The organism is Pseudomonas sp. CFBP 13602 (genome assembly GCF_014842725.1).
GTDB lineage: Bacteria > Pseudomonadota > Gammaproteobacteria > Pseudomonadales > Pseudomonadaceae > Aquipseudomonas > Aquipseudomonas baltica.
Genome location: NZ_JACYVT010000008.1, coordinates 160662 through 181327, shown reverse-complemented (window position 1 = coordinate 181327; position 20666 = coordinate 160662). Strand labels below are relative to the sequence as shown.

The following is a 20666-nucleotide window of genomic DNA, read 5'->3' as shown; positions in this document are numbered from 1 at the left end:
CCCGAACCTGGTCTGCCTGCACCCGCCACCGATGTCTCCATCCATCTGGTTACAGGACTGCCCATGCGTGAATCGAACGGCTTGCAAGCGACCCTATCTGTCATGCAGGGGCACTGACATGGGCGGGCCGGTGTTTCCGTGGCGCGAGAGCAGTGAATTCGAGTTGCTGATCGACGGGCCGCAGTTCTTTCCGCGCATGCTCGAGCGCATCGGCGAGGCCGAGCACGCGATCGATCTGGAACTGTACCTGGTGGAGGCCGGCGCCTGTGCCCAGGCCGTGGTCCAGGCACTGCACGCGGCGGCCGCACGGGGCGTGCATGTACGCTGCCTGTTCGACCACTACGGCTCGCTGGCCTTCACCGCAGAACTGCGCGCGCAGTTGACCGACGTCGGGGTGGAGCTGCGTTTCTACAACCCGATCAGTTGGCGCCGGGGCGTGCGCAACCTCTACCGCGACCATCGCAAACTGTTGCTGGTGGACCAGCAATGGGCGATGGTCGGCGGCACTGGTGTCACCGACGAGTTCTGGCAGCCAAATGAAAGTGTCAGCGAATGGCATGAGGTGATGGTGGCCATGACGGGCACCTTGGTCGCTGACTGGCAGATGCTGTTCGACCGCCAATGGCGCGCCAACCTGCGGCGCACCGCCTGGCGTCCGCCTACCCATTTCGGCTTGGCGCGCGTGCCACCCATGCCCGACGGCGGCCAGGGGCTGGGGCGGGTCGCCTACGCCGATGCCCGGCAACATCGCGACATTCTGCAGTCACTGGTGCGCGCACTGAACAGCGGACAGCGCCGCATCTGGCTGGCGACACCTTATTTTCTGCCGACCTGGAAGGTCCGCCGCTCGCTGCGTCGCGCCGCCAGCCGCGGCATCGACGTCAGGCTGTTGCTCACCGGTCCGCGCACCGACCACCCATCGGTACGCTATGCCGGCCATAACTATTACCCGAAGTTGCTCAAGGCCGGGGTCAAGATCTATGAATACCAACCCTGTTTCCTGCACTTGAAAATGGTATTGATCGACGACTGGGTCAGTGTCGGTTCGTGCAACTTCGATCATTGGAACCTGCGCTTCAATCTGGAAGCCAACCTCGAAGCGCTGGACCCCAGCCTGACCGAGGCGGTGCAGCGCAGCTTCATCACCGACTTCGCCGCCAGCCATGAAGTCAGCCTGGCCGATTGGCGCCGTCGGCCGTTCTGGGGGCGGGTTCAGCAACGCATTTTCGGCTGGATGGATCGCCTGAGCGTGGCGGTGTTTCGGCGCCGGGGCTGAGGCCGCCCGACAACCGTGGCCTCATGCGGGGCAGGGCTCTACACTGTCGCGCAACTGCGCACAGGACACCTCAGTGACTTCCAGCATTTTCTGGTACGACTACGAAACCACCGGTATCAATCCGCGCTGCGATCGGCCCTTGCAGGTCGCCGGCATCCGCACCGATGCAGACCTCAACGAGATCGCCGCGCCGGTCAACCTGTACTGCCAGCCCAGCGACGATATTCTGCCGCATCCGGCAGCCTGCATGATCACCGGCATCACTCCGCAGCGCCTGGCCGATCACGGCCTGAGCGAGGCCGACTTCATGACCCGGGTCCACGCCCAGCTGGCGATGCCCGGTACCTGCGGGGCCGGCTACAACACCTTGCGCTTCGACGATGAAATGACCCGCTACAGCCTCTATCGCAACTTCTTCGACCCTTACGGGCGCGAGTGGCAAGGTGGCAACAGCCGTTGGGATTTGATCGACGTGGTCCGCGCTGCCTATGCGCTGCGCCCCGAGGGCATCCACTGGCCGCAGGTAGACGGACGGGCGAGCATGCGCCTGGAGTTGCTCACGGCCGCCAACGGCATTGACCATGGCCAGGCGCATGACGCCTTGTCCGACGTTCGTGCCACCATTGCCCTGGCACGCTTGATCCGTCAGCGCCAACCCCGGCTCTACGACTGGCTGTTCCAATTGCGTGGCAAACAACGGGTGCAGGAAAACATCCAGTTGTTGCAGCCTCTGGTACATGTTTCCGGGCAATTCGGCGCAGCGCGACGCTATGCCGCAGTGGTGATGCCGTTGGCTTGGCATCCAAAGAATCGCAATGCCTTGATTGTCTACGACTTGGCTCACGATCCGCAGCCGTTGATCGAGCAAAGTATCGAAATATTGCAAGAGCGTCTCTACAAACGCCGGCAGGACCTGGCTGAAGGCGAGGCGCCATTGCCTTTGAAACTTCTGCACATCAATCGCTGCCCGGTAATAGCCCCGCTCGGCGTATTGCGTGAGGAGGATTGGCAACGCCTGAATCTCGACAAGCCGCTCTATCAAGCTCGGGCAATGCGCTTGTGCGATGCTCAACCGCAATGGCAATACAAATTGCCGCCGTTGTATCAAGCGCAAGCGTTTTCCGAGAGTGTCGATCCAGAACAACAGTTGTATGACGGGTTCATCGGTGACCGTGACCGGTTATTGTGCGAACGGATTCGTACATTGGATCCAGAACAGTTGGCCACTGCGCAATGGATATTCGATGACGAGCGACTGCCTGAACTGTTGTTTCGCTACAGGGCGCGCAACTTTCCGCATACCCTGAATCCTCTTGAAACACAGCGTTGGTTGCAATTCTGTCAACAGCGCTTGAGTGATCCACAATTGGGCGCCCCCAATACTTTGCAAGGCTTCAATGTCGCGCTGGCCGACTGCATGGCCAAGGCCGACCCGCTGCAGATCCAGGTGTTGCGTCACTGGCAGGCCTACGCACAGGCACTGGCGGTGCGCCTGGGCCTACAGCCGACTTGAATTGAAGTCGCGGCCATAAAAAACGCCAGTCACAGGACTGGCGTTTTTTTATCTACAGGCTGTGATCTACAGGCTGCGATGCAAACGATGTAACGATCAGCCGAGGAAACTGGCCCAGCTCTCGACCACATCACCACCCCATTTGGCTTTCCATTCTTTCAGGGTCTTGTGGTTGCCACCCTTGGTTTCGATGACTTCACCGTTGTGCGGGTTCTTGTATTGTTTGACCTTGCGCGCGCGCTTGGTGCCGGTAACTTTGCCAGTGGTGGGGCGCGGTGCCTTGTTCAACTTGGCTTCCGGATCCAGCAGGGCAATGATGTCGCGCAGCGATTTCTGGTATTCGCCCATCAGGGTGCGCAGTTTGCCTTCGAATTCCAGTTCGGTCTGCAATTTGTCGTCTTCGGACAGATTCTTCAAGCGTGCCTGGAGCTCTTTGATGGCTTCTTCGGTCGCGCGATATTCGTTGATCAGGGACATGGTCATACCTCGGTAATGCAAGTGTCAGTGGAAACAGTGTCGTGATAATAAGCATCCACCGAGGCCAAGTAAACATTTAACGGAAACACTGCGTTGATACCGACAGTGCCTGCAACATCGAGGTGAATGATTTTTCATGTCATTACCGGGCAGATCTATTTAATACCTGTGACTCCATCGACAGTGTGCCGGCCGACCCGTTCGGTGGAGCGGGGCGGATGTGCGACACGCTTGAAAGGCTGCAATCAATACTGCAGATTCGGCCGTCAGCCGCTAGAATGGCGCCCTTTGCGAAGTTTCTGGAGTTTGAATACATGCGCACTTTTCGGCTGGTGACCGCTTGCCCGGACCGCGTTGGCATCGTTGCCAAAGTCAGCCATTTCCTGGCGTCCCACAACGGCTGGATCAGCGAATCGAACCACCACTCCGATGACCAGAACGGCTGGTTCTTCATGCGCCACGAAATTCGTGCCGACACCCTGCCGTTCGACATCGACGCCTTCCGCGAAGCCTTCGCGCCCATCGCCGAAGAATTCGCCATGGAATGGCGGGTCACCGACACCGCACAGAAGAAGCGCGTGGTGCTCATGGCCAGCCGCGAATCCCACTGCCTGGCCGACCTGCTGCACCGCTGGCACAGCAACGAGCTGGACTGCGACATCGCCTGCGTGGTGTCCAACCACGACAACCTGCGCAGCATGGTCGAATGGCATGGCATTCCCTACTACCATGTGCCGGTCGACCCTCAGGACAAACTGCCGGCGTTCGCCGAAGTCTCGCGCCTGGTCGATCAGCACCAGGCCGATGTCGTGGTGCTGGCGCGTTACATGCAGATTCTGCCACCGCAGTTGTGCCAGGCCTATGCCGGCAAGATCATCAACATCCACCACAGCTTCCTGCCGTCTTTCGTCGGCGCCAAGCCTTACCACCAGGCCTCGCTGCGCGGCGTGAAACTGATCGGTGCCACCTGTCACTACGTCACCGAGGAGCTGGACGCCGGCCCGATCATCGAGCAGGACGTGGTTCGCGTCAGTCACAGCGACAGCATCGACGACATGGTGCGCTTCGGTCGCGATGTCGAGAAAATGGTCCTGGCCCGTGGTCTGCGCTATCACCTCGAAGACCGCGTGATGGTGCACGGCAACAAGACCGTAGTCTTCAGCTGAGCATGGGCGAGCCGGGCGACAAGGCCAGTGCCAAGCCGTTGCCGGTGCTCGGTGCGGGCTGTGCGAGCCGCTACGATCCCGAGGCGCTGAGCGAGGAGCACGGCACCGATTTTCCGGATGCCGAGGCGTTGTGGGCGCAGCAGCTGCGGGAACAGCAGCAGGGCGAGCCTGCCAGCGACGTCGACACGCCCGCTGCGGTCAAGCCTGGCGGGCCCGCAGCAGCTTGTTGAGCAAGGGCTTGCCCAACAGGGCGACGAACACCGGGCCGCCGGCGATCAGGTAGAAGTAGTAGGTGACCAGCCGCCAGATCAGAATCGCGGCGGCAGCGGTCGACTTGCCCACCATGGGCGCCAGCAGGGCAGCCGAGGCCAGCTCGGCGGCGCCCGCACCGCCGGGCAACAGGCTGAACTGGCCGGCGCTCAGGGCCAGCATCTGAATCAGAAAGCTCCACGCCCAGTCCACCTCGCTGCCCAGCCCCTGCAAAGTGAAATACAGCACGCTGTAGCGCAGCGTCCAGTGCACGCAGGTCAAGGCAAACACCTGGGCAAGCACGCGGCGGGGCAGGCGGAAGTTGTCAGCGAAAGCGTCGAGAAAATGCAGCAGTTTGCGCGCCCAGCGCCGTCGTGTGGCGGGCTTGATGCGCAGCAATTGCAGGAGCCGGCCGTTGATCTTGATCACCGGGCGGTGATAGCGCGCCAGTACCGCACAGGCGATCAACGCGGCCGTCATCAGAACCCCGCTGGCCAGCAGCATGCTTTCCAGTGCCTGGCTGAGGTTGTGAAACAGCGCGTAGACCAGAATGCACAGCAGGGCGAAGAAGAAGAACATCAGGTCGTTGAGCTGGTCCATGGCGAACACGGCGCTGGTCTTGGCCGCGCCGATGCCCTGGCGTCCCAGCAAGGCCAGCAGGGTCAGTGGTGCGCCGCTGCCGCCCGGGGTGGCGCAATAGGCGAACTCTGCCGCCATCACTACCGCAACCGTCTTCAGCCGACCGATGCGTGCGGCCTGCTCGGCCAGCAGCAGCCGCAGGCGCATGGCATTCACCACCCAGCCGACGCAGATCATGCCGAACATGCCCAATAGCAGAAGCAGCGAGAACCCGCGCAGGCGCTGGAGCATTTCGCTGCCGCCCATGACGATGGGAATGAGCACGGCGACGGCGATGATCAGAACCAGCCACAGCATACGACTCATGGTAGGCGAGTCGTCGCGAGGTTCGCGGGAGGGGAAAGGCGAGTGCGCTGCATGGAAGAGTCCGTATGGGCCGGCGTCGGGCCGTCGTGGGCGAGATGATAGCCGCGTCGGCGCGATTCGTCAGCGACTTGGATTCACCCAGGATTTTTTCCTGCACACCGGCCGGTTTGGCATTACGCTGGGTCAGGCTTCATTGAATAACAGCAGAGGTGCAACATGACGGATGCCCGACACGTATTGTTCGGTGCCGACCTGAGCGGCGAGCCAGTGGGTCTGGACCTGCGCCTGGCCAACCGCCACGGTTTGATCGCCGGTGCCACTGGAACCGGCAAGACGGTCACCCTGCAGCGCTTGGCCGAGGCTTTCAGCGAGGCCGGAGTGGCGGTGTTTGCCGCCGATATCAAAGGCGATCTGTGCGGCCTCGGCGCCAGCGGCAATCCGCAGGGCAAGATCGCCGAGCGGATTGCGCAGATGCCATGGCTGGATTACCGCGCTCAGGCCTGTCCGGTCACACTCTGGGACATCCATGGGCAGTCCGGCCATCCGCTGCGCACCACGCTCAGCGAAATGGGGCCGCTGCTGCTGGGCAGCCTGCTGGAACTCACCGACAGCCAGCAATCCGCGCTGTACGCCGCCTTCAAGGTAGCCGACCGCGAAGGCTTGCTGCTGCTCGACCTCAAGGATCTCAAGGCGCTGCTCAACCACCTCCGGGACAACCCAGAGCTGCTCGGTGACGACAGCGCGCTGATGACCACGGGCTCGAGCCAGGCCCTGTTGCGCCGCCTTGCCACACTGGAGCAGCAGGGCGCCGAAGCGCTGTTCGGCGAGCCGGCCCTGCGCCTGGAAGACATTCTGCACCCCGACGCCGATGGCCGCGGCCGCATCCATCTGCTCGACGCCAGCCGCTTGGTGCACGAGGCGCCGAAAGTCTACGCCACCTTCCTGCTGTGGCTGCTGGCTGAGCTGTTCGAGCAATTGCCCGAACGCGGCGACGCCGACAAGCCGTTGCTGGCGCTGTTTTTCGACGAAGCCCACTTGTTGTTCAACGGCACCCCCAAAGCCCTGCAGGATCGCCTGGAGCAAGTGGTGCGGTTGATTCGCTCCAAGGGCGTCGGCGTGTACTTCGTCACCCAGTCCCCCAGCGACCTGCCCGATGCGGTGCTGGCCCAACTGGGCCTGCGCATCCAGCACGGTCTGCGGGCGTTCACCGCCCGAGAGCAGAAAGCGCTCAAGGCGGTTGCCGAAGGTTTCCGCCCCAACCCCGCGTTCGACACCCTGGCGGTGCTGACCGAGCTGGGCACCGGCGAGGCCTTGGTCGGAACGCTGGAGGAGAAAGGCACCCCGGCGATGGTCCGGCGCGTCTCGATCGCGCCGCCGCAGTCGCGTATCGGCCCGCTGACGGACGCCGAGCGTGCCGCCGTGGTCCGCAACTCTGCACTGGCCGGGCGCTACGATCAGCCGGTGGACCGCGAGTCCGCCTATGAACTGCTGACCGCGCGCAAGCTGGCGCCCGCCGCGGACCCTGCACAGCCGCCCGCGCCAAGCCTGGCCGACAAGGCCGGCGAGTTTCTCAGTGGCGCTGCGGGGCAGGCATTGAAGTCAGCGATGCGCCAGGCGGCCAACCAGTTCGGTCGCCAGTTGGTCCGCGGCTTGATGGGGTCTTTGCTGGGCGGCAGCAAGCGCAAGTAGCGTCCAGCGTTTTCCTACCCATGCAAAAAGGCGCCCGCGGGCGCCTTTTCTGCAACTGTCGATCAGTACCTAGCCGACCAGTTGGCTCGCCAACCAGAACAGCCCGGCCGCCAGGCCCATGGAGGCCGGCAGGGTCAACACCCATGCCAGCATGATGGTGCGCACCGTGCCGCCCTGCAGCCCGCTCTTGTTGGCCACCATGGTACCAGCGACCCCCGAGGAGAGGATGTGGGTAGTCGACACCGGCAGGCTGAACACGTTGGCTGCGCCGATGGCGCACGCTGTGACGATCTGCGCCGACATGCCCTGGGCGTAGGTCATGCCCTGCTTGCCGATCTTCTCGCCGATGGTCAGCACCACGCGTTTCCAGCCGACCATGGTGCCGGTGCCCAAGGCCAGCGCCACGGCCAGGATGACCCAGAACGGCGAGTATTCGGTGGTGGCGGTGAGGTCCTTGCGCAGCTTCTCGAGGTCGGATTTCTCACGCGGCTCCAGTGCTGGCAACTTGCCGACCTTCTTCGCCGTGTCATCCAGGCAGAGCAGGTAGCGACGCACTTCGATGCGACGCTCGGCCGCCAGCGAATGGTAGTCGGAGACACCTTCAAGCGTGCTCAACAGCGCTGCGATGGTAGGTTCGGTCTGCTGCGGATTGCAGCTGAACTTCTCTGGCAGATCGCCCTGCTGGGCTTTGCCCAGCGCCAGGAACTCACCCAGGGTGGCCTGGTTGCGCTGGTAGAACTGGCTCAAGTGCTGGGTCGCGTCGCGGGTCCGCTCGATCTGGTAGGTGGTCGAGTTCAGGTCAAGTACGAACTGCTGCGGGACGATACCGATCAATACCAGCATGATCAGGCCGATGCCCTTCTGGCCATCGTTGGAACCGTGCACGAAACTCACGGCCATGGCCGACAACACCAGCACCAGGCGATTCCAGAACGGTGGGTGCTTCTTGTCGTCCAGCTTGCGCCGCTGCTCCGGGGTCTTGTGCATCTTGGACGCCGGACGCCACCATTTCAGGCCGATCAGCACCAGGGCCGCCGCCACGAAGCCGGCGATGGGCGAGAACACCAGCGAGGCGCCGATGTCGATTGCCTTCTGCCAGTTGACGCCGTCGCCCAGGGGGATGTCGTTGATCAAGGCATTGGCCAGGCCCACGCCCAGGATCGAGCCGATCAGGGTGTGCGAGCTCGAGGCCGGAATGCCGAAATACCAGGTGCCCAGGTTCCAGGTAATGGCCGCGGCCAGCAGCGAGAACACCATGGCCAGGCCATGTCCGGTGTTGACGTTGATCAGCAACTCCACCGGCAGCAGGTGGACGATCGCGTAGGCCACGCCAACGCCGCCCAGCAGCACGCCGAGGAAGTTGAAGATACCGGACAGGAATACGGCCAGGTGCGGCGGCATTGCCTTGGTGTAGATGACTGTGGCCACCGCGTTGGCGGTGTCATGAAAGCCGTTGATGAATTCGAAGGTGAGAACAAACGCCAGCGCTAAGAACAGGCTGACCAACACCCACGCATCCAGTGCGCTGAATAATTCGATCATGAAGGTTTTGTGACCGGGCCATTGAGGGGGCGCGATTATGCCAGAAATCGAGGCGTTATGACCCCCCAGGCGCTGACCGGTGGGTCCGCTTTTCCGGCATTCAGCAGGCAGTGGCGAGGGCTGACGCCAATGCAGCAGGCACCTTGGCCCCGAAAATTCGGGCTATCGGTAGCAAGCAACGTCCCGCATACAACCCTAGATAATTCAAACGGGCGTATGAAATCTATCGCCACATGACGCATTTTTGATTGCAATTGACGTGGCAGGGCCGGCGCGGTGCGTCGTGCCACGTCAATATCAGGCGTTAGGCTGTTGCAGGTCTTTTTCGATCTTCTGGATCTCTTCCTGGAATGCCAGATCGACAATGCTGGCGCGTTTGCGCCAAGGTTTGCGTTCGGGTTCCGGCTGAGCAGCGTAGGTGGTGATCTCGCCGCCGTAGACTTCCTTGTAACGTTGTTCCTGGCGCTCCAGTTGCGCGCGCAGTTCGTCTTTCGTCACATTCATTACTCTGATAAATGGAAAGTTGAAACCGGCTGACAAGGTTTCTCCAGCGCCGTGCCAGTTGGCGAACGCATTGTAGCGAGTCGCAGTGTCAACGGGGCACCTGGGTCTGTCATCGAATGTGTGTAGCTCGACTCGATACACACTAGGAAAACGCAAACAGGGATAAGTTTCAGCACCGGCCACGAAACGCCCGCTGCACAGGTTTGCGATTATCGCCCGCTGGTTCGATAATCGCCCTGGGCAGTTCCCAGTATCCAGAGGGCAGTTTGATGAGCGAAGACACTCCACCGGCAGCCTCGACAGTGCCCCAGCGAACTGCGTTCAGCTCCCTGGCTCCGCCGATCGTGGCATCGCCGGCCAAGCGCATCCAGGCGTTTACCGGCGATCCTGACTTCATGACCTCGCTGGCCCGCGGGCTGGCGGTGGTGCAGGCATTCCAGGAGCGCAAGCGACACCTGACCATCGCGCAGATCAGCCACCGCACCGAAATCCCTCGGGCCGCCGTGCGACGTTGCCTGCATACCCTGATCAAGTTGGGCTACGCCACCACCGATGGGCGCACCTACTCGCTGTTGCCCAAGGTCCTGACCCTTGGCCATGCCTACCTGTCGTCGACACCCCTGGCGGTGTCGGCACAGCCGTATCTGGATCGCATGAGCGAGCAGCTGCACGAAGCCTGCAACATGGCCACGCTCGAAGGCGACGACATTCTCTATATCGCGCGCTCGGCCACGACCCAGCGGCTGATCTCCGTGGATCTGTCGGTGGGCGGCCGGCTGCCGGCGTATTGCACCTCCATGGGCCGCATATTGCTCGCCGCGCTCGACGACGCCTCGTTGCACGAATACCTGCAGCACACCGACCTTGCGCCCAAGACCAGCCGTACCTTGACCAGCAAGGTGACATTGCTCGAATGCCTGGAGCGGGTTCGCCAGCAGGGCTGGTGCATCGTCGATCAGGAGCTGGAGCAGGGCCTGCGTTCGATTGCCGTGCCGGTGTACGACGCGTCGGGGCAGGTGCTGGCGGCGCTCAACGTCAGCACCCACGCCGGTCGAGTGACGCGGGCGGAACTGGAGCAACGCTTCCTGCCGATCATGCTGGCTGCCAGCCGCGACTTGAGTGCGCAACTGTTCGCTTGAACCATCGTGGCCAGCGTGGGCGTTGCAGTGTGCGGTGACCGCACACATCTGCAGGTGCGCGATTGACCGGGCCGGGGCGGGCTGACTAATGTCCATCGCATCGACTGCTCAGGCATGTGTCGATGTGCCCGTCTTTCCCGAATAACTACAATGACAAGAACAATAATGAACAGACCTGCCAACGCTGCAGGGGTGTGCCTGGATGTGCAGACCCTGATCAACGACCGACCGCTGTCGCGCTACCAATGGCGCGTGGTCATCCTGTGTTTCCTGATCGTCTTTCTCGATGGCCTGGACACCGCCGCCATGGGCTTCATCGCGCCCGCGTTGTCGCAGGAGTGGGGCATCGACCGGGCCAGCCTGGGGCCGGTGATGAGCGCCGCGCTGATTGGCATGGTGTTCGGCGCGCTGGGCTCCGGGCCGTTGGCCGACCGCTTCGGGCGCAAGCTGGTGCTGGTCGGGGCGGTGCTGGTGTTTGGCGGGTTCAGCCTGGCATCGGCCTACAGCAGCAACGTCGATCAACTGCTGATTCTGCGCTTTCTCACCGGCTTGGGGCTGGGCGCGGGTATGCCCAACGCCACCACGCTGTTGTCCGAATACACCCCCGAACGCTTTCGTTCGCTGTTGGTGACCAGCATGTTCTGCGGTTTCAACCTGGGCATGGCCGGTGGTGGGTTCATGTCCGCCAAGCTGATTCCTGCCTTCGGCTGGCACAGCCTGCTGTTGCTCGGCGGTGTGCTGCCGCTGCTGCTGGCGGTGGTGCTGATGGTCTGGCTGCCCGAGTCGGCGCGGTACCTGGTGGTACGCAACAAAAGCGTGGAAAAAATCCGTCGCACCCTTGCCCCGATCGACCCTGAGCAAGTGGCGCGGGCCGAGCGTTTCAGCGTTCCCGAACAGAAAACCGTCAAAGCGAGCAACGTCCTCGCCGTGATCTTTTCGGGCACCTACCGTGCCGGCACCTTGCTGCTGTGGCTGACCTACTTCATGGGTCTGGTGATCGTCTACCTGTTGACCAGCTGGCTGCCGACGCTGATGCGCGACAGCGGCGCGAGCCTCGAGCAGGCCGCCTTCATCGGCGCGCTGTTCCAGTTCGGCGGTGTACTGAGTGCCGTAGGCGTGGGTTGGGCGATGGACCGCTTCAACCCGCACAAGGTCATTGCCACGTTCTACCTGCTGGCTGGCGTATTCGCCTACGCGGTAGGGCAAAGCCTGGGCAACATCACAGTTCTGGCGACGCTGGTGCTGATCGCCGGGATGTGCGTCAACGGCGCGCAGTCGGCGATGCCGTCGCTGGCCGCGCGGTTCTACCCGACACAGGGGCGCGCTACCGGTGTGTCGTGGATGCTGGGCATCGGCCGTTTCGGTGCAATCCTGGGTGCCTGGATGGGCGCGACACTACTCGGCCTGGGCTGGGATTTCGAACAGGTGCTGACTGCGCTGGTCGTCCCCGCCGTGCTGGCTACCGTGGCCTTGTTGATCAAGGGGCGCGTCAGCCACGCCGACGCTACCTGAAGCGCGCCGCTGTACTGTTCGATAATCGAACAGATAGTCGATAATCGGATTGTTCGTGTGAGGCTGGCGCCCTAACCTGTATGCCAGCTTCATTCAAACAAGATGGCTCACAGTACCGAGGAGTCCTGCCCACATGGCTGCAATTCTGTCGCTCACCGACGCGGTGAAGCAATTCGTCAACGATGGCGACACCATCGCGCTCGAAGGCTTCACCCACCTGATTCCAACCGCCGCAGGTCACGAGATCATTCGTCAAGGCAAGAAAGACCTGACGCTGGTGCGCATGACCCCCGACCTGATCTACGATCAGTTGATCGGCTCCGGTTGCGCTCGCAAGTTGATCTTCTCGTGGGGCGGCAACCCCGGTGTCGGTTCGCTGCATCGACTGCGCGACGCCGTCGAGAAGCAGTGGCCGCAAGCGCTGGAGATCGAAGAACACAGCCATGCCGACCTGGCCAATGCCTATGTGGCCGGCGCCTCGGGCCTGCCGTTCGCGGTGTTGCGGGCCTACGCCGGTTCCGATCTGCCCAAGGTCAACCCGCTGATCAAGACGGTGACCTGCCCCTTCACCGGCGAAGTGCTGGCAGCGGTGCCGTCGGTGCGCCCCGATGTCACCGTGATCCATGCGCAGAAAGCCGACCGCAAGGGCAACGTACTGCTGTGGGGCATCCTCGGCGTGCAGAAGGAGGCCGCCTTGGCCGCCAAGCGCTGTATCGTCACGGTGGAAGAAATCGTCGACGACCTGCAGGCCCCCATGAACGCCTGCGTATTGCCGACCTGGGCACTGACTGCGGTCTGCCACGTACCGGGTGGGGCACATCCGTCCTACGCCCACGGCTACACCCAGCGCGACAACGTGTTTTACCAAGCCTGGGATTCTGTTGCGCGAGACCGGCAGACCTTTACCGCCTGGATCGACACCTACATCCATGGCACCCAGAACTTCAGCGAATACCAGGCGAAACTGGCCAGCGCAGCGCAGGTGACCCCATGACTTACTCCACCAACGAGATGATGACCGTCGCGGCTGCGCGGCGCCTGCGCAACGGCGCGGTGTGCTTCGTCGGCATCGGCCTGCCGTCCAAGGCTGCCAACCTGGCGCGCCTGACGTCTTCGCCCGACGTGGTGCTGATCTACGAGTCCGGTCCGATCGGCGCCAAGCCCAGCGTCTTGCCGCTGTCCATCGGCGACGGCGAACTGGCGGAAACCGCCGACACGGTGGTGCCGACGGGTGAGATCTTCCGCTACTGGCTGCAGGGTGGACGTATCGACGTCGGCTTCCTCGGCGCCGCCCAGGTCGACCGTTTCGGCAACATCAACACCACCGTGGTGGGCGACTATCATCAGCCCAAGGTACGCCTGCCGGGCGCTGGCGGAGCGCCTGAAATCGCCGGTTCAGCCAAGAGCGTGTTGATCATCCTCAAGCAGTCGCACCGCAGCTTCGTCGAGAAGCTCGATTTCCTCACGTCGGTGGGCCACGGTGACGGCGGCGACTCGCGCAAGCGCCTGGGCCTGCCGGGGCAAGGCCCGGTGGGGATCATCACCGACCTGTGCATCATGGAACCGGAAGCCGGCACCAACGAGTTCGTGGTCACCTCCATCCACCCCGGTGTGACCCGCGAGCAGATCAGTGCTGCCACCGGCTGGAAGGTCCGCTTCGCCGACGACGTGCAGACCACGGCCGAGCCCGACACCACCGAACTGGAGGCGTTGCGCGCCCTGGAAGCACGCACCGCGGCCGCCCATGGCCAAGCGCCGGGAGAAGCATGATGCGTGACGTATTCATTTGCGATGCGGTACGTACGCCCATCGGTCGCTTTGGCGGCAGCCTGGCCAACGTGCGTGCCGACGACCTGGCCGCCGTGCCGATCAAGGCGTTGCTCGAGCGTAACCCGGCGGTGGATTGGGCGCAGGTCGACGAAGTGTTCATGGGCTGCGCCAATCAGGCGGGCGAAGACAACCGCAACGTCGCACGCATGGCGCTGCTGCTGGCCGGCCTGCCCGAAGGCGTGCCGGGCGTGACCCTCAACCGCTTGTGTGCTTCGGGCATGGATGCGGTGGGCACGGCGTTCCGCGCCATTGCCAGTGGCGAGATGGAGCTGGCGATTGCCGGTGGTGTTGAATCGATGTCGCGCGCACCCTTCGTCATGGGCAAGGCCGACGCCGGTTTTTCCCGCAACATGAAGCTGGAAGACACCACCATCGGTTGGCGCTTCATCAACCCGCTGATGAAGGCCCGATACGGCGTTGATGCGATGCCGCAGACCGCCGACAACGTGGCCGACGATTATCGGGTCTCCCGTGAGGACCAGGACGCCTTCGCCGTGCGCAGCCAGCAACGCACCGCTGCCGCCCAGGCGGCGGGGTTCTTCGCCGAGGAAATCGTACCGGTGCGCATTCCCGGCAAGAAGGGCGACACCGTGGTCGAGCAGGACGAGCATCCACGTGCCGATACCACCCTGGAAACCCTGGCCCGGCTCAAGCCGGTCAACGGCGCCGACAAGAGCGTGACCGCAGGCAATGCTTCGGGTGTCAACGACGGCGCCGCCGCCATGATTCTCGCCAGTGCCGAGGCAGTGCAGAAGCATGGCCTGACGGCCCGTGGCCGGGTGCTGGGCATGGCCAGTGCCGGGGTGGCGCCACGGGTGATGGGCGTCGGTCCGGTACCGGCAGTGCGCAAGCTGCTGGAACGCCTGAACCTGACGGTCGAAGACTTCGACGTGATCGAGCTTAACGAAGCGTTCGCCAGCCAGGGCCTGGCCGTGCTGCGCGAGCTGGGGCTGGCGGACGACGCGGCGCAGGTCAATCCCAACGGCGGGGCGATTGCCTTGGGGCACCCATTGGGCATGAGCGGGGCGCGGCTGGTGTTGACCGCGCTGCATCAGTTGGAAAAAAGTGGCGGCAAGCGCGGGCTGGCGACGATGTGCGTGGGGGTAGGGCAGGGTCTGGCGTTGGCGATCGAGCGGGTTTGAGGGGGCTTCACTGGCCTCTTCGCGGGCAGAGGGCTCGCCGCCCGCCCCGCTCCCACAGAAAAGCCCTCTCCCACATAGATCAAATGTTCTTGTGGGAGCAGGCTCCTGTGGGGGCGGGCTCTGCCCGCGAAGAGGCCCTAAAGCCAACCCTCAACCTCCCAGACCGCCAATCACCTTGTGCCTGAGGTTGTAACAGGTTATGTCTAGCCTTTACCGACCTCAATGAGAACTAAAACATGACAACAGTTCATTACACCGGTGAGGAGCGCAAGAAGCGCATATTCGCGATCGTCGGCGCTTCATCGGGCAACCTGGTGGAGTGGTTCGACTTCTATGTCTACGCCTTCTGCGCCATTTATTTCGCCCCAGCCTTCTTTCCTTCCGACGATCCAACCGTGCAACTGGTCAACACCGCCGGAGTGTTCGCCGCAGGCTTTCTGATGCGGCCGATCGGTGGCTGGCTGTTCGGCCGCGTGGCCGACAAGCATGGCCGCAAGAACTCCATGATGATCTCGGTGCTGATGATGTGCGCTGGCTCGCTGGTGATCGCCTGCCTGCCGACCTACGCCACCATCGGTGTCTGGGCACCGATCATCCTGTTGCTGGCCCGGCTGTTCCAGGGTCTGTCGGTGGGCGGTGAATACGGCACCACGGCGACCTACATGTCCGAAGTCGCCCTGCGTGGCCAGCGTGGTTTCTTCGCGTCGTTCCAGTACGTAACGTTGATCGGCGGGCAACTGCTGGCCGTGCTGACCGTGGTCATCCTCCAGCAGTTTCTCGATGAGCAGGAACTGCGGGCCTGGGGCTGGCGCATTCCGTTTTTCGTCGGTGCCGTCGCCGCGATCATCTCGCTGTTGTTGCGCCGTACGCTGAAGGAAACCAGCACCGCCGAAACGCGCAACGACAAGGACGCCGGCAGCATCGCCGGGCTGTTCAAGAATCACAGCGCAGCCTTCATCACCGTATTGGGCTACACCGCCGGCGGCTCGCTGATTTTCTACACCTTCACCACCTACATGCAGAAGTACCTGGTCAATACCGCAGGCATGCATGCCAAGACCGCCAGCCTGATCATGACCGGCGCGCTGTTCCTGTACATGTGCATGCAGCCGCTGTTCGGCATGCTCGCCGACCGCATCGGCCGACGCACCTCCATGCTCTGGTTCGCCGGGCTCGGTACCTTGTGCACCTTGCCGATCCTCATGGCATTGAAGACCGTCACCAGCCCGTTCCTGGCGTTCGTGCTGATCACCCTGGCCCTGGCCATCGTCAGCTTCTACACCTCGATCAGTGGCCTGGTCAAAGCCGAGATGTTTCCGCCGCAGGTGCGCGCCCTGGGCGTCGGCCTGGCCTACGCGGTAGCCAACGCGGTGTTCGGCGGTTCAGCGGAGTTCGTCGCCTTGAACCTGAAGAACATGGGCAACGAAAACGCGTTCTACTGGTACGTCACGGTGATGATGGCCATCGCCTTCCTGTTCAGCCTGCGGCTGCCCAAGCAGCCCAAGTACCTGCATACCGACCATTAAACCCAGGGGCGCGCCATCGCTGGCGCGCCCTTGCAGGGGAGCTCCATGAACCAACCGCCGAACAATCAGTTGTTCGATGTCTACTTCACCGCCCCGGCCATGCGCCAGATCTTCTGCGACCATGGCCGGGTGCAGGGCATGCTCGATTTCGAAGCCGCGCTGGCTCGCGCCCAGGCGCGGGTCGGTGTGATCCCCAGCGCGGCAGTCGCTCCCATAGAGGCCGCGTGCAAGGCCCAGCTATACGACTTCCAGGCCTTGGCGCAGGCCATTGCCAGTGCTGGCAACTCAGCCATTCCCTTGGTCAAGATGCTCGGCAAGGTCATTTCCGCCACCGACGCCGAGGCCGAGCGCTACGTGCATCTGGGGGCGACCAGCCAGGATGTCATGGACACCGGGCTGGTCCTGCAGCTGCTGGCGGCAGTTGAGCTGATCGAATCCGACCTGCGCCTGCTGACCGACGCCCTGAGCCTGCAGGCTCGCCGCCATGCGGCCACGGTGATGCCCGGACGAACCTGGCTGCAACACGCCACACCCGTCACCCTGGGCATGAAGATCGCTGGCTGGCTCGGCGCCCTGACCCGCAGCCGGCAGCGCCTGCGCGAGCTCAGGCCGCGGCTGGCCTGCCTGCAGTTCGGCGGTGCCTCGGGCACCCTGGCCGCCCTCGGCGATCGAGCCATGCCGGTGGCCCAGGCCCTGGCCGAGGAACTGCACCTGAATCTGCCCGAGCAGCCTTGGCATACCCAACGCGACCGACTGGTCGAGCTGGCCTCGGTGCTGGGCCTGTTGGCCGGCAGTCTGGGCAAGCTGGGGCGTGATATCAGCCTGCTGATGCAGACCGAGGCCGCGGAAGTCTTCGAACCTTCGGCACCAGGCAAGGGCGGTTCCTCGACCATGCCGCACAAGCGCAACCCGGTCGGTGCGGCGGTGCTGATCGGCGCCGCCACCCGAGTGCCGGGCCTGCTGGCCACGCTGTTTAGCGCCATGCCGCAGGAACACGAGCGCAGCCTGGGGCTGTGGCACGCCGAATGGGAAACGCTGCCGGAGATCTGCTGCCTGGTGTCCGGCGCGCTGCAGCAGGCGCTGGCCATCGCCGACGGTATGCAGGTAGACGATGGGCGCATGCTGGCGAACCTGGAACTGACTCACGGCCTGGTGCTGGCCGAAGCTGTGAGCATCGTGCTGGCCCAGCGGATCGGTCGCGACCGCGCCCATCATGTGCTGGAGCAGTGCTGCAAACAGGCCGTCGCCCAGGGCCGGCATCTGCGCGCAGTGCTCGGCGACGAGCCGCAGGTCACCGAGCACTTGGACGCCAATGAACTGGACCGTCTGCTGGACCCTTCGCACTACCTGGGCCAGGCCCAGGTCTGGGTCGAACGGGCGGTGGCCGAACACGATCTTTTGAATGCGTGAGGAGATGAGCGTGGCACAGGTACAACTCGCCGACGGCGAACTCGATTACAGTCTGCAAGGCCCCGAAGACAAGCCGGTACTGGTGCTGTCCAACTCGCTGGGCACCGACCGGCACATGTGGGACAGCCAGATGGCCGCCTTCACCGAGCATTTTCAGGTGCTGCGCTACGACACCCGCGGCCATGGCCGATCCCTGGTGACCCCGGGCACCTATACCATCGAGCAGCTGGGTGGCGACGTGCTCGCGCTGCTCGATGCCCTGCGACTGGACAAGGTGCACTTCTGCGGCCTGTCCATGGGCGGCTTGATCGGCCAATGGCTGGGGATCAACGCCGGCGAGCGCCTGCACAAGCTGGTGATCTGCAACACGGCGGCAAAAATTGGCACCCAGGACGTCTGGAACCCCCGGATCGAAATGGTCCTTGGGCAGGGCGAGGCGGCCATGCAGTCGCTGCGCGACGCCTCCATCGCGCGCTGGTTCACCCCGGCGTTCGCCGAAGCCAACCCGGGCGAAACCCGGCGCATCACCGACATGCTCGCGGCCACTTCGCCCCAAGGCTACGCCGCCAACTGCGCGGCCGTGCGCGACGCCGATTTCCGCGAGCAGTTGGGTGCCATCCAGGTACCGCTGCTGGTGATCGCAGGCACCGAGGACGCTGTGACCACGCCCGCCGACGCGCAATTCATCGTCGAGCAGGTGGCCGGTGCGCAGTACGCCGAGTTTGCCGCGGCGCATTTGTCCAACGTTGAAGTCGGTGCGCCTTTCAGTGCCCGCGTCGTCGAATTTCTGTTGCGCTGAAGGAGCACGTCCATGGACGAAAAAGAACGCTACGAAGAAGGCCTGAAAGTCAGGCGAGCGGTGTTGGGCGATGCCCATGTGGAACGCAGCCTGAACAACCTGACCGAGTTCAATACCGAGTTCCAGGAGATGATCACCCGCCATGCGTGGGGTGATATCTGGACCCGTCCGGGCCTGCCGCGGCACACCCGCAGCCTGGTCACCATCGCCATGCTGATCGGCATGAATCGCAACGACGAGCTCAAGCTGCACTTGCGTGCGGCGGCAAGCAACGGTGTCACCCGTGAAGAGATCAAGGAAGTCTTGATGCAGAGCGCCATCTATTGTGGCATTCCAGCGGCCAACGCGACGTTTCACCTGGCCGAATCGGTATGGGATGAGCTGGGCGTCGAATCCCGCCAGTGACGCCCGAGCGGGCCGGTGCGGGCGGCGTGCCCGTCACCGGCGCGAGGGTTACAGAATGCTCAGCGGGTAGCTGACGATCACCCGGTTTTCGTCAAACTCGCTGGTGCTGTAGTCGCGGCGCATGGTCGAGTTGCGCCAGCGCATGTTCAGGCTCTTGAAGGTGCCCGACTGCACGGTGTAGGCCAGTTCGGTTTCGCGGCCCCATTCCTTGCCGTCGGTGACGGTGGTGGTGTGCACATTGTCGCCGCTGATGTAGCGGTTCATCAGGGTCAGCCCCGGTACGCCCACGCCGGCGAAGTTGAAGTCATGGCGCAACTGCCAGGATTTCTCCTTGGCGTTCTCGTAGCTGGAGTTGTAGCTGTCGTTGGCCAGGGTGCCGCCACTGGTGCCGTTGACGCGCATCCAGCCATTGTCGCCGGTGACTTTCTGCAGACCGACATAGAAGGTGTTGCTGCCGTACTTGGCCGACAGCAGCGCCGACCAGGTCTTGTTGTCCAGGTCACCGGCCCGTGCGCTGCCGTCCTCCTTGCCATGGAAGAAGCCCAGGTTGGCACCCAGGGTCCAGTCGCCCAAGGGCTGGCTGTGGAGAATCTGCAGGTACTGCTGCTGGTAGATGTCCTTGAGCTCGGCATTCCACAGGCCGACCAGGGTGTTCTTGCCGTTGAAGGTGTACTCGCCACCGACGAAATTGAAGCGGTCGGAAGTGATGCCGGCGCGGCCCTGCAGGAACATGTCCTCCATGCTGGCGTCGTTGCGCGGGCTGTTCTTGCGGAACTGGCCGCCGTATAGCGTCAGGCCGTCGATTTCCTGGGAGGTGACCTGTCCGCCCTGGAAAGTCTGCGGCAGCGAGCGCCCGTCATCCGAGCGCAGGATAGGCAGCACCGGCATCCATTCACCGACCTTGAGCACGGTCTTGGATATCTTGGCCTTGGCGGCCACACCCAGCCGACCGAAATCGTCGGCCGGGTCATTGCCGTCATGCACAGGCAACAACTGCGTGCCATAGGTACCACGGCCGCCGTCGAGCTTGACCGAGTACATGCCCAGCACGTCCACACCGAAGCCGACCATGCCTTGGGTGTAGCCGGACTTGGCATCGAGAATGAAGCTTTGGGTCCATTCCTCGGACTTGCTCTGCGGGAAGGCCGGGTTGGTGTGATTGCGGTTGAAGTAGAAGTTGCGCAGGTTCAGCCCTACCTTGGCGTCCTCCAAGAAGCCGGACTCGGCCGCAAAGGAGGGCAGGGCGGCCGTGGCAACGGTCAGCGCAATCAGGTTGGGCAACAGACGGGGTGAACGACGGAAGTGCTGGCGCATGGGGTAAACCTATTGTTATTGATTTTATGATTGACGCACGCTTGTACGAGCAGGTCATGCATGTTTCTAAGTGTTGCGCGGATGGTGCGTTGGGGTGACGCCCGATTCAACCGACCGCACGGGAATACGTGCGATAACCGAACACTAACTAACTGGTTAATAACAAGTCAGTTATCTGGTCATCAGACCACTATTGCTCAAGATTGAACTTTCGGCCAGTCCCGTGTG

Annotated in this window: 19 protein-coding genes; 14 read left to right on the top strand and 5 right to left on the bottom strand. The window is 63.1% G+C overall.

Annotation, left to right across the window (positions count from 1 at the left end; translation table 11 throughout):
• The first annotated feature begins 118 nt into the window (after window positions 1–118).
• Window positions 119–1276 carry a phospholipase D-like domain-containing protein gene (locus tag IFU31_RS17790; protein WP_192104000.1) on the top strand — a complete coding sequence of 386 codons (1158 nt, stop codon included), beginning with the start codon at window positions 119–121 and terminating at the stop codon, window positions 1274–1276.
• 73 nt (window positions 1277–1349) lie between these two features.
• On the top strand, window positions 1350–2789 hold the full coding sequence (gene sbcB, locus IFU31_RS17785; protein ID WP_192103998.1) for an exodeoxyribonuclease I: 1440 nt from the start codon (window positions 1350–1352) through the stop codon (window positions 2787–2789).
• Between the two features lie 96 nt (window positions 2790–2885).
• Here sbcB and mvaT read toward each other — a convergent pair whose 3' ends face one another.
• Window positions 2886–3266: a histone-like nucleoid-structuring protein MvaT gene (mvaT, locus tag IFU31_RS17780; protein ID WP_122713621.1), complete on the bottom strand. Its 381-nt coding sequence runs from the start codon at window positions 3264–3266 to the stop codon at window positions 2886–2888.
• A gap of 314 nt (window positions 3267–3580) precedes the next feature.
• Between mvaT and purU the strand changes: the two genes are divergently transcribed.
• Together purU and IFU31_RS17770 are read left to right on the top strand one after the other, a co-directional pair.
• Window positions 3581–4432 (top strand): formyltetrahydrofolate deformylase, encoded by an 852-nt coding sequence (gene purU, locus IFU31_RS17775; protein WP_192103996.1) that lies wholly within the window; start codon window positions 3581–3583, stop codon window positions 4430–4432.
• Window positions 4433–4434: 2 nt separating this feature from the next.
• Window positions 4435–4662 (top strand): hypothetical protein, encoded by a 228-nt coding sequence (locus tag IFU31_RS17770; RefSeq protein WP_192103994.1) that lies wholly within the window; start codon window positions 4435–4437, stop codon window positions 4660–4662.
• Here IFU31_RS17770 and IFU31_RS17765 read toward each other — a convergent pair.
• Window positions 4631–5626 (bottom strand): lysylphosphatidylglycerol synthase transmembrane domain-containing protein, encoded by a 996-nt coding sequence (locus IFU31_RS17765; protein ID WP_192057645.1) that lies wholly within the window; start codon window positions 5624–5626, stop codon window positions 4631–4633. The genes IFU31_RS17770 and IFU31_RS17765 overlap by 32 nt on opposite strands.
• A gap of 216 nt (window positions 5627–5842) precedes the next feature.
• On the opposite strand from IFU31_RS17765, the gene IFU31_RS17760 reads away from it, so the two are divergent.
• Window positions 5843–7315, top strand: coding sequence for a helicase HerA-like domain-containing protein (locus tag IFU31_RS17760; RefSeq protein ID WP_192057644.1), 1473 nt, complete (start codon window positions 5843–5845; stop codon window positions 7313–7315).
• Between the two features lie 69 nt (window positions 7316–7384).
• Here the strand turns inward: IFU31_RS17760 and IFU31_RS17755 are convergent, their stop codons facing one another.
• Both IFU31_RS17755 and IFU31_RS17750 read right to left on the bottom strand, forming a co-directional pair.
• Window positions 7385–8857, bottom strand: a complete 1473-nt coding sequence (locus IFU31_RS17755) for an inorganic phosphate transporter (RefSeq protein WP_122479418.1) — start codon at window positions 8855–8857, stop codon at window positions 7385–7387.
• A 297-nt stretch (window positions 8858–9154) separates the two neighbouring features.
• Window positions 9155–9355, bottom strand: coding sequence for a hypothetical protein (locus tag IFU31_RS17750; protein ID WP_122479727.1), 201 nt, complete (start codon window positions 9353–9355; stop codon window positions 9155–9157).
• A gap of 275 nt (window positions 9356–9630) precedes the next feature.
• On the opposite strand from IFU31_RS17750, the gene pcaR reads away from it, so the two are divergent.
• The 9 genes from pcaR to pcaC all read left to right on the top strand — a co-directional run bounded on the left by pcaR (window position 9631) and on the right by pcaC (window position 19124).
• A complete protein-coding gene (pcaR, locus tag IFU31_RS17745) occupies window positions 9631–10500 on the top strand; it encodes a pca regulon transcriptional regulator PcaR (RefSeq protein WP_185794003.1) in 870 nt (289 codons plus the stop codon).
• Between the two features lie 165 nt (window positions 10501–10665).
• On the top strand, window positions 10666–12012 hold the full coding sequence (locus IFU31_RS17740) for an MFS transporter (RefSeq protein ID WP_192103992.1): 1347 nt from the start codon (window positions 10666–10668) through the stop codon (window positions 12010–12012).
• A gap of 133 nt (window positions 12013–12145) precedes the next feature.
• Complete coding sequence (locus IFU31_RS17735) at window positions 12146–13006, top strand: CoA transferase subunit A (RefSeq protein WP_192103990.1); 861 nt, start codon at window positions 12146–12148, stop codon at window positions 13004–13006.
• On the top strand, window positions 13003–13782 hold the full coding sequence (locus IFU31_RS17730) for a CoA-transferase subunit beta (RefSeq protein WP_192057640.1): 780 nt from the start codon (window positions 13003–13005) through the stop codon (window positions 13780–13782). Before IFU31_RS17735 ends, IFU31_RS17730 begins: the two co-directional genes overlap by 4 nt.
• Window positions 13779–14984 carry a 3-oxoadipyl-CoA thiolase gene (gene pcaF / locus IFU31_RS17725; protein WP_192103988.1) on the top strand — a complete coding sequence of 402 codons (1206 nt, stop codon included), beginning with the start codon at window positions 13779–13781 and terminating at the stop codon, window positions 14982–14984. Before IFU31_RS17730 ends, pcaF begins: the two co-directional genes overlap by 4 nt.
• A 236-nt stretch (window positions 14985–15220) precedes the next feature.
• Window positions 15221–16510, top strand: coding sequence for an MFS family transporter (locus IFU31_RS17720; RefSeq protein ID WP_122479412.1), 1290 nt, complete (start codon window positions 15221–15223; stop codon window positions 16508–16510).
• A 45-nt stretch (window positions 16511–16555) separates the two neighbouring features.
• Window positions 16556–17920 carry a 3-carboxy-cis,cis-muconate cycloisomerase gene (locus tag IFU31_RS17715; protein ID WP_192103986.1) on the top strand — a complete coding sequence of 455 codons (1365 nt, stop codon included), beginning with the start codon at window positions 16556–16558 and terminating at the stop codon, window positions 17918–17920.
• Window positions 17921–17930: 10 nt separating this feature from the next.
• Window positions 17931–18719, top strand: a complete 789-nt coding sequence (pcaD, locus tag IFU31_RS17710; protein ID WP_192103984.1) for a 3-oxoadipate enol-lactonase — start codon at window positions 17931–17933, stop codon at window positions 18717–18719.
• A 12-nt stretch (window positions 18720–18731) separates the two neighbouring features.
• Complete coding sequence (pcaC, locus tag IFU31_RS17705) at window positions 18732–19124, top strand: 4-carboxymuconolactone decarboxylase (RefSeq protein ID WP_185793997.1); 393 nt, start codon at window positions 18732–18734, stop codon at window positions 19122–19124.
• A 48-nt stretch (window positions 19125–19172) separates the two neighbouring features.
• Here pcaC and IFU31_RS17700 read toward each other — a convergent pair whose 3' ends face one another.
• Complete coding sequence (locus IFU31_RS17700) at window positions 19173–20438, bottom strand: OprD family porin (protein ID WP_192103982.1); 1266 nt, start codon at window positions 20436–20438, stop codon at window positions 19173–19175.
• Window positions 20439–20666 lie beyond the last annotated feature (228 nt).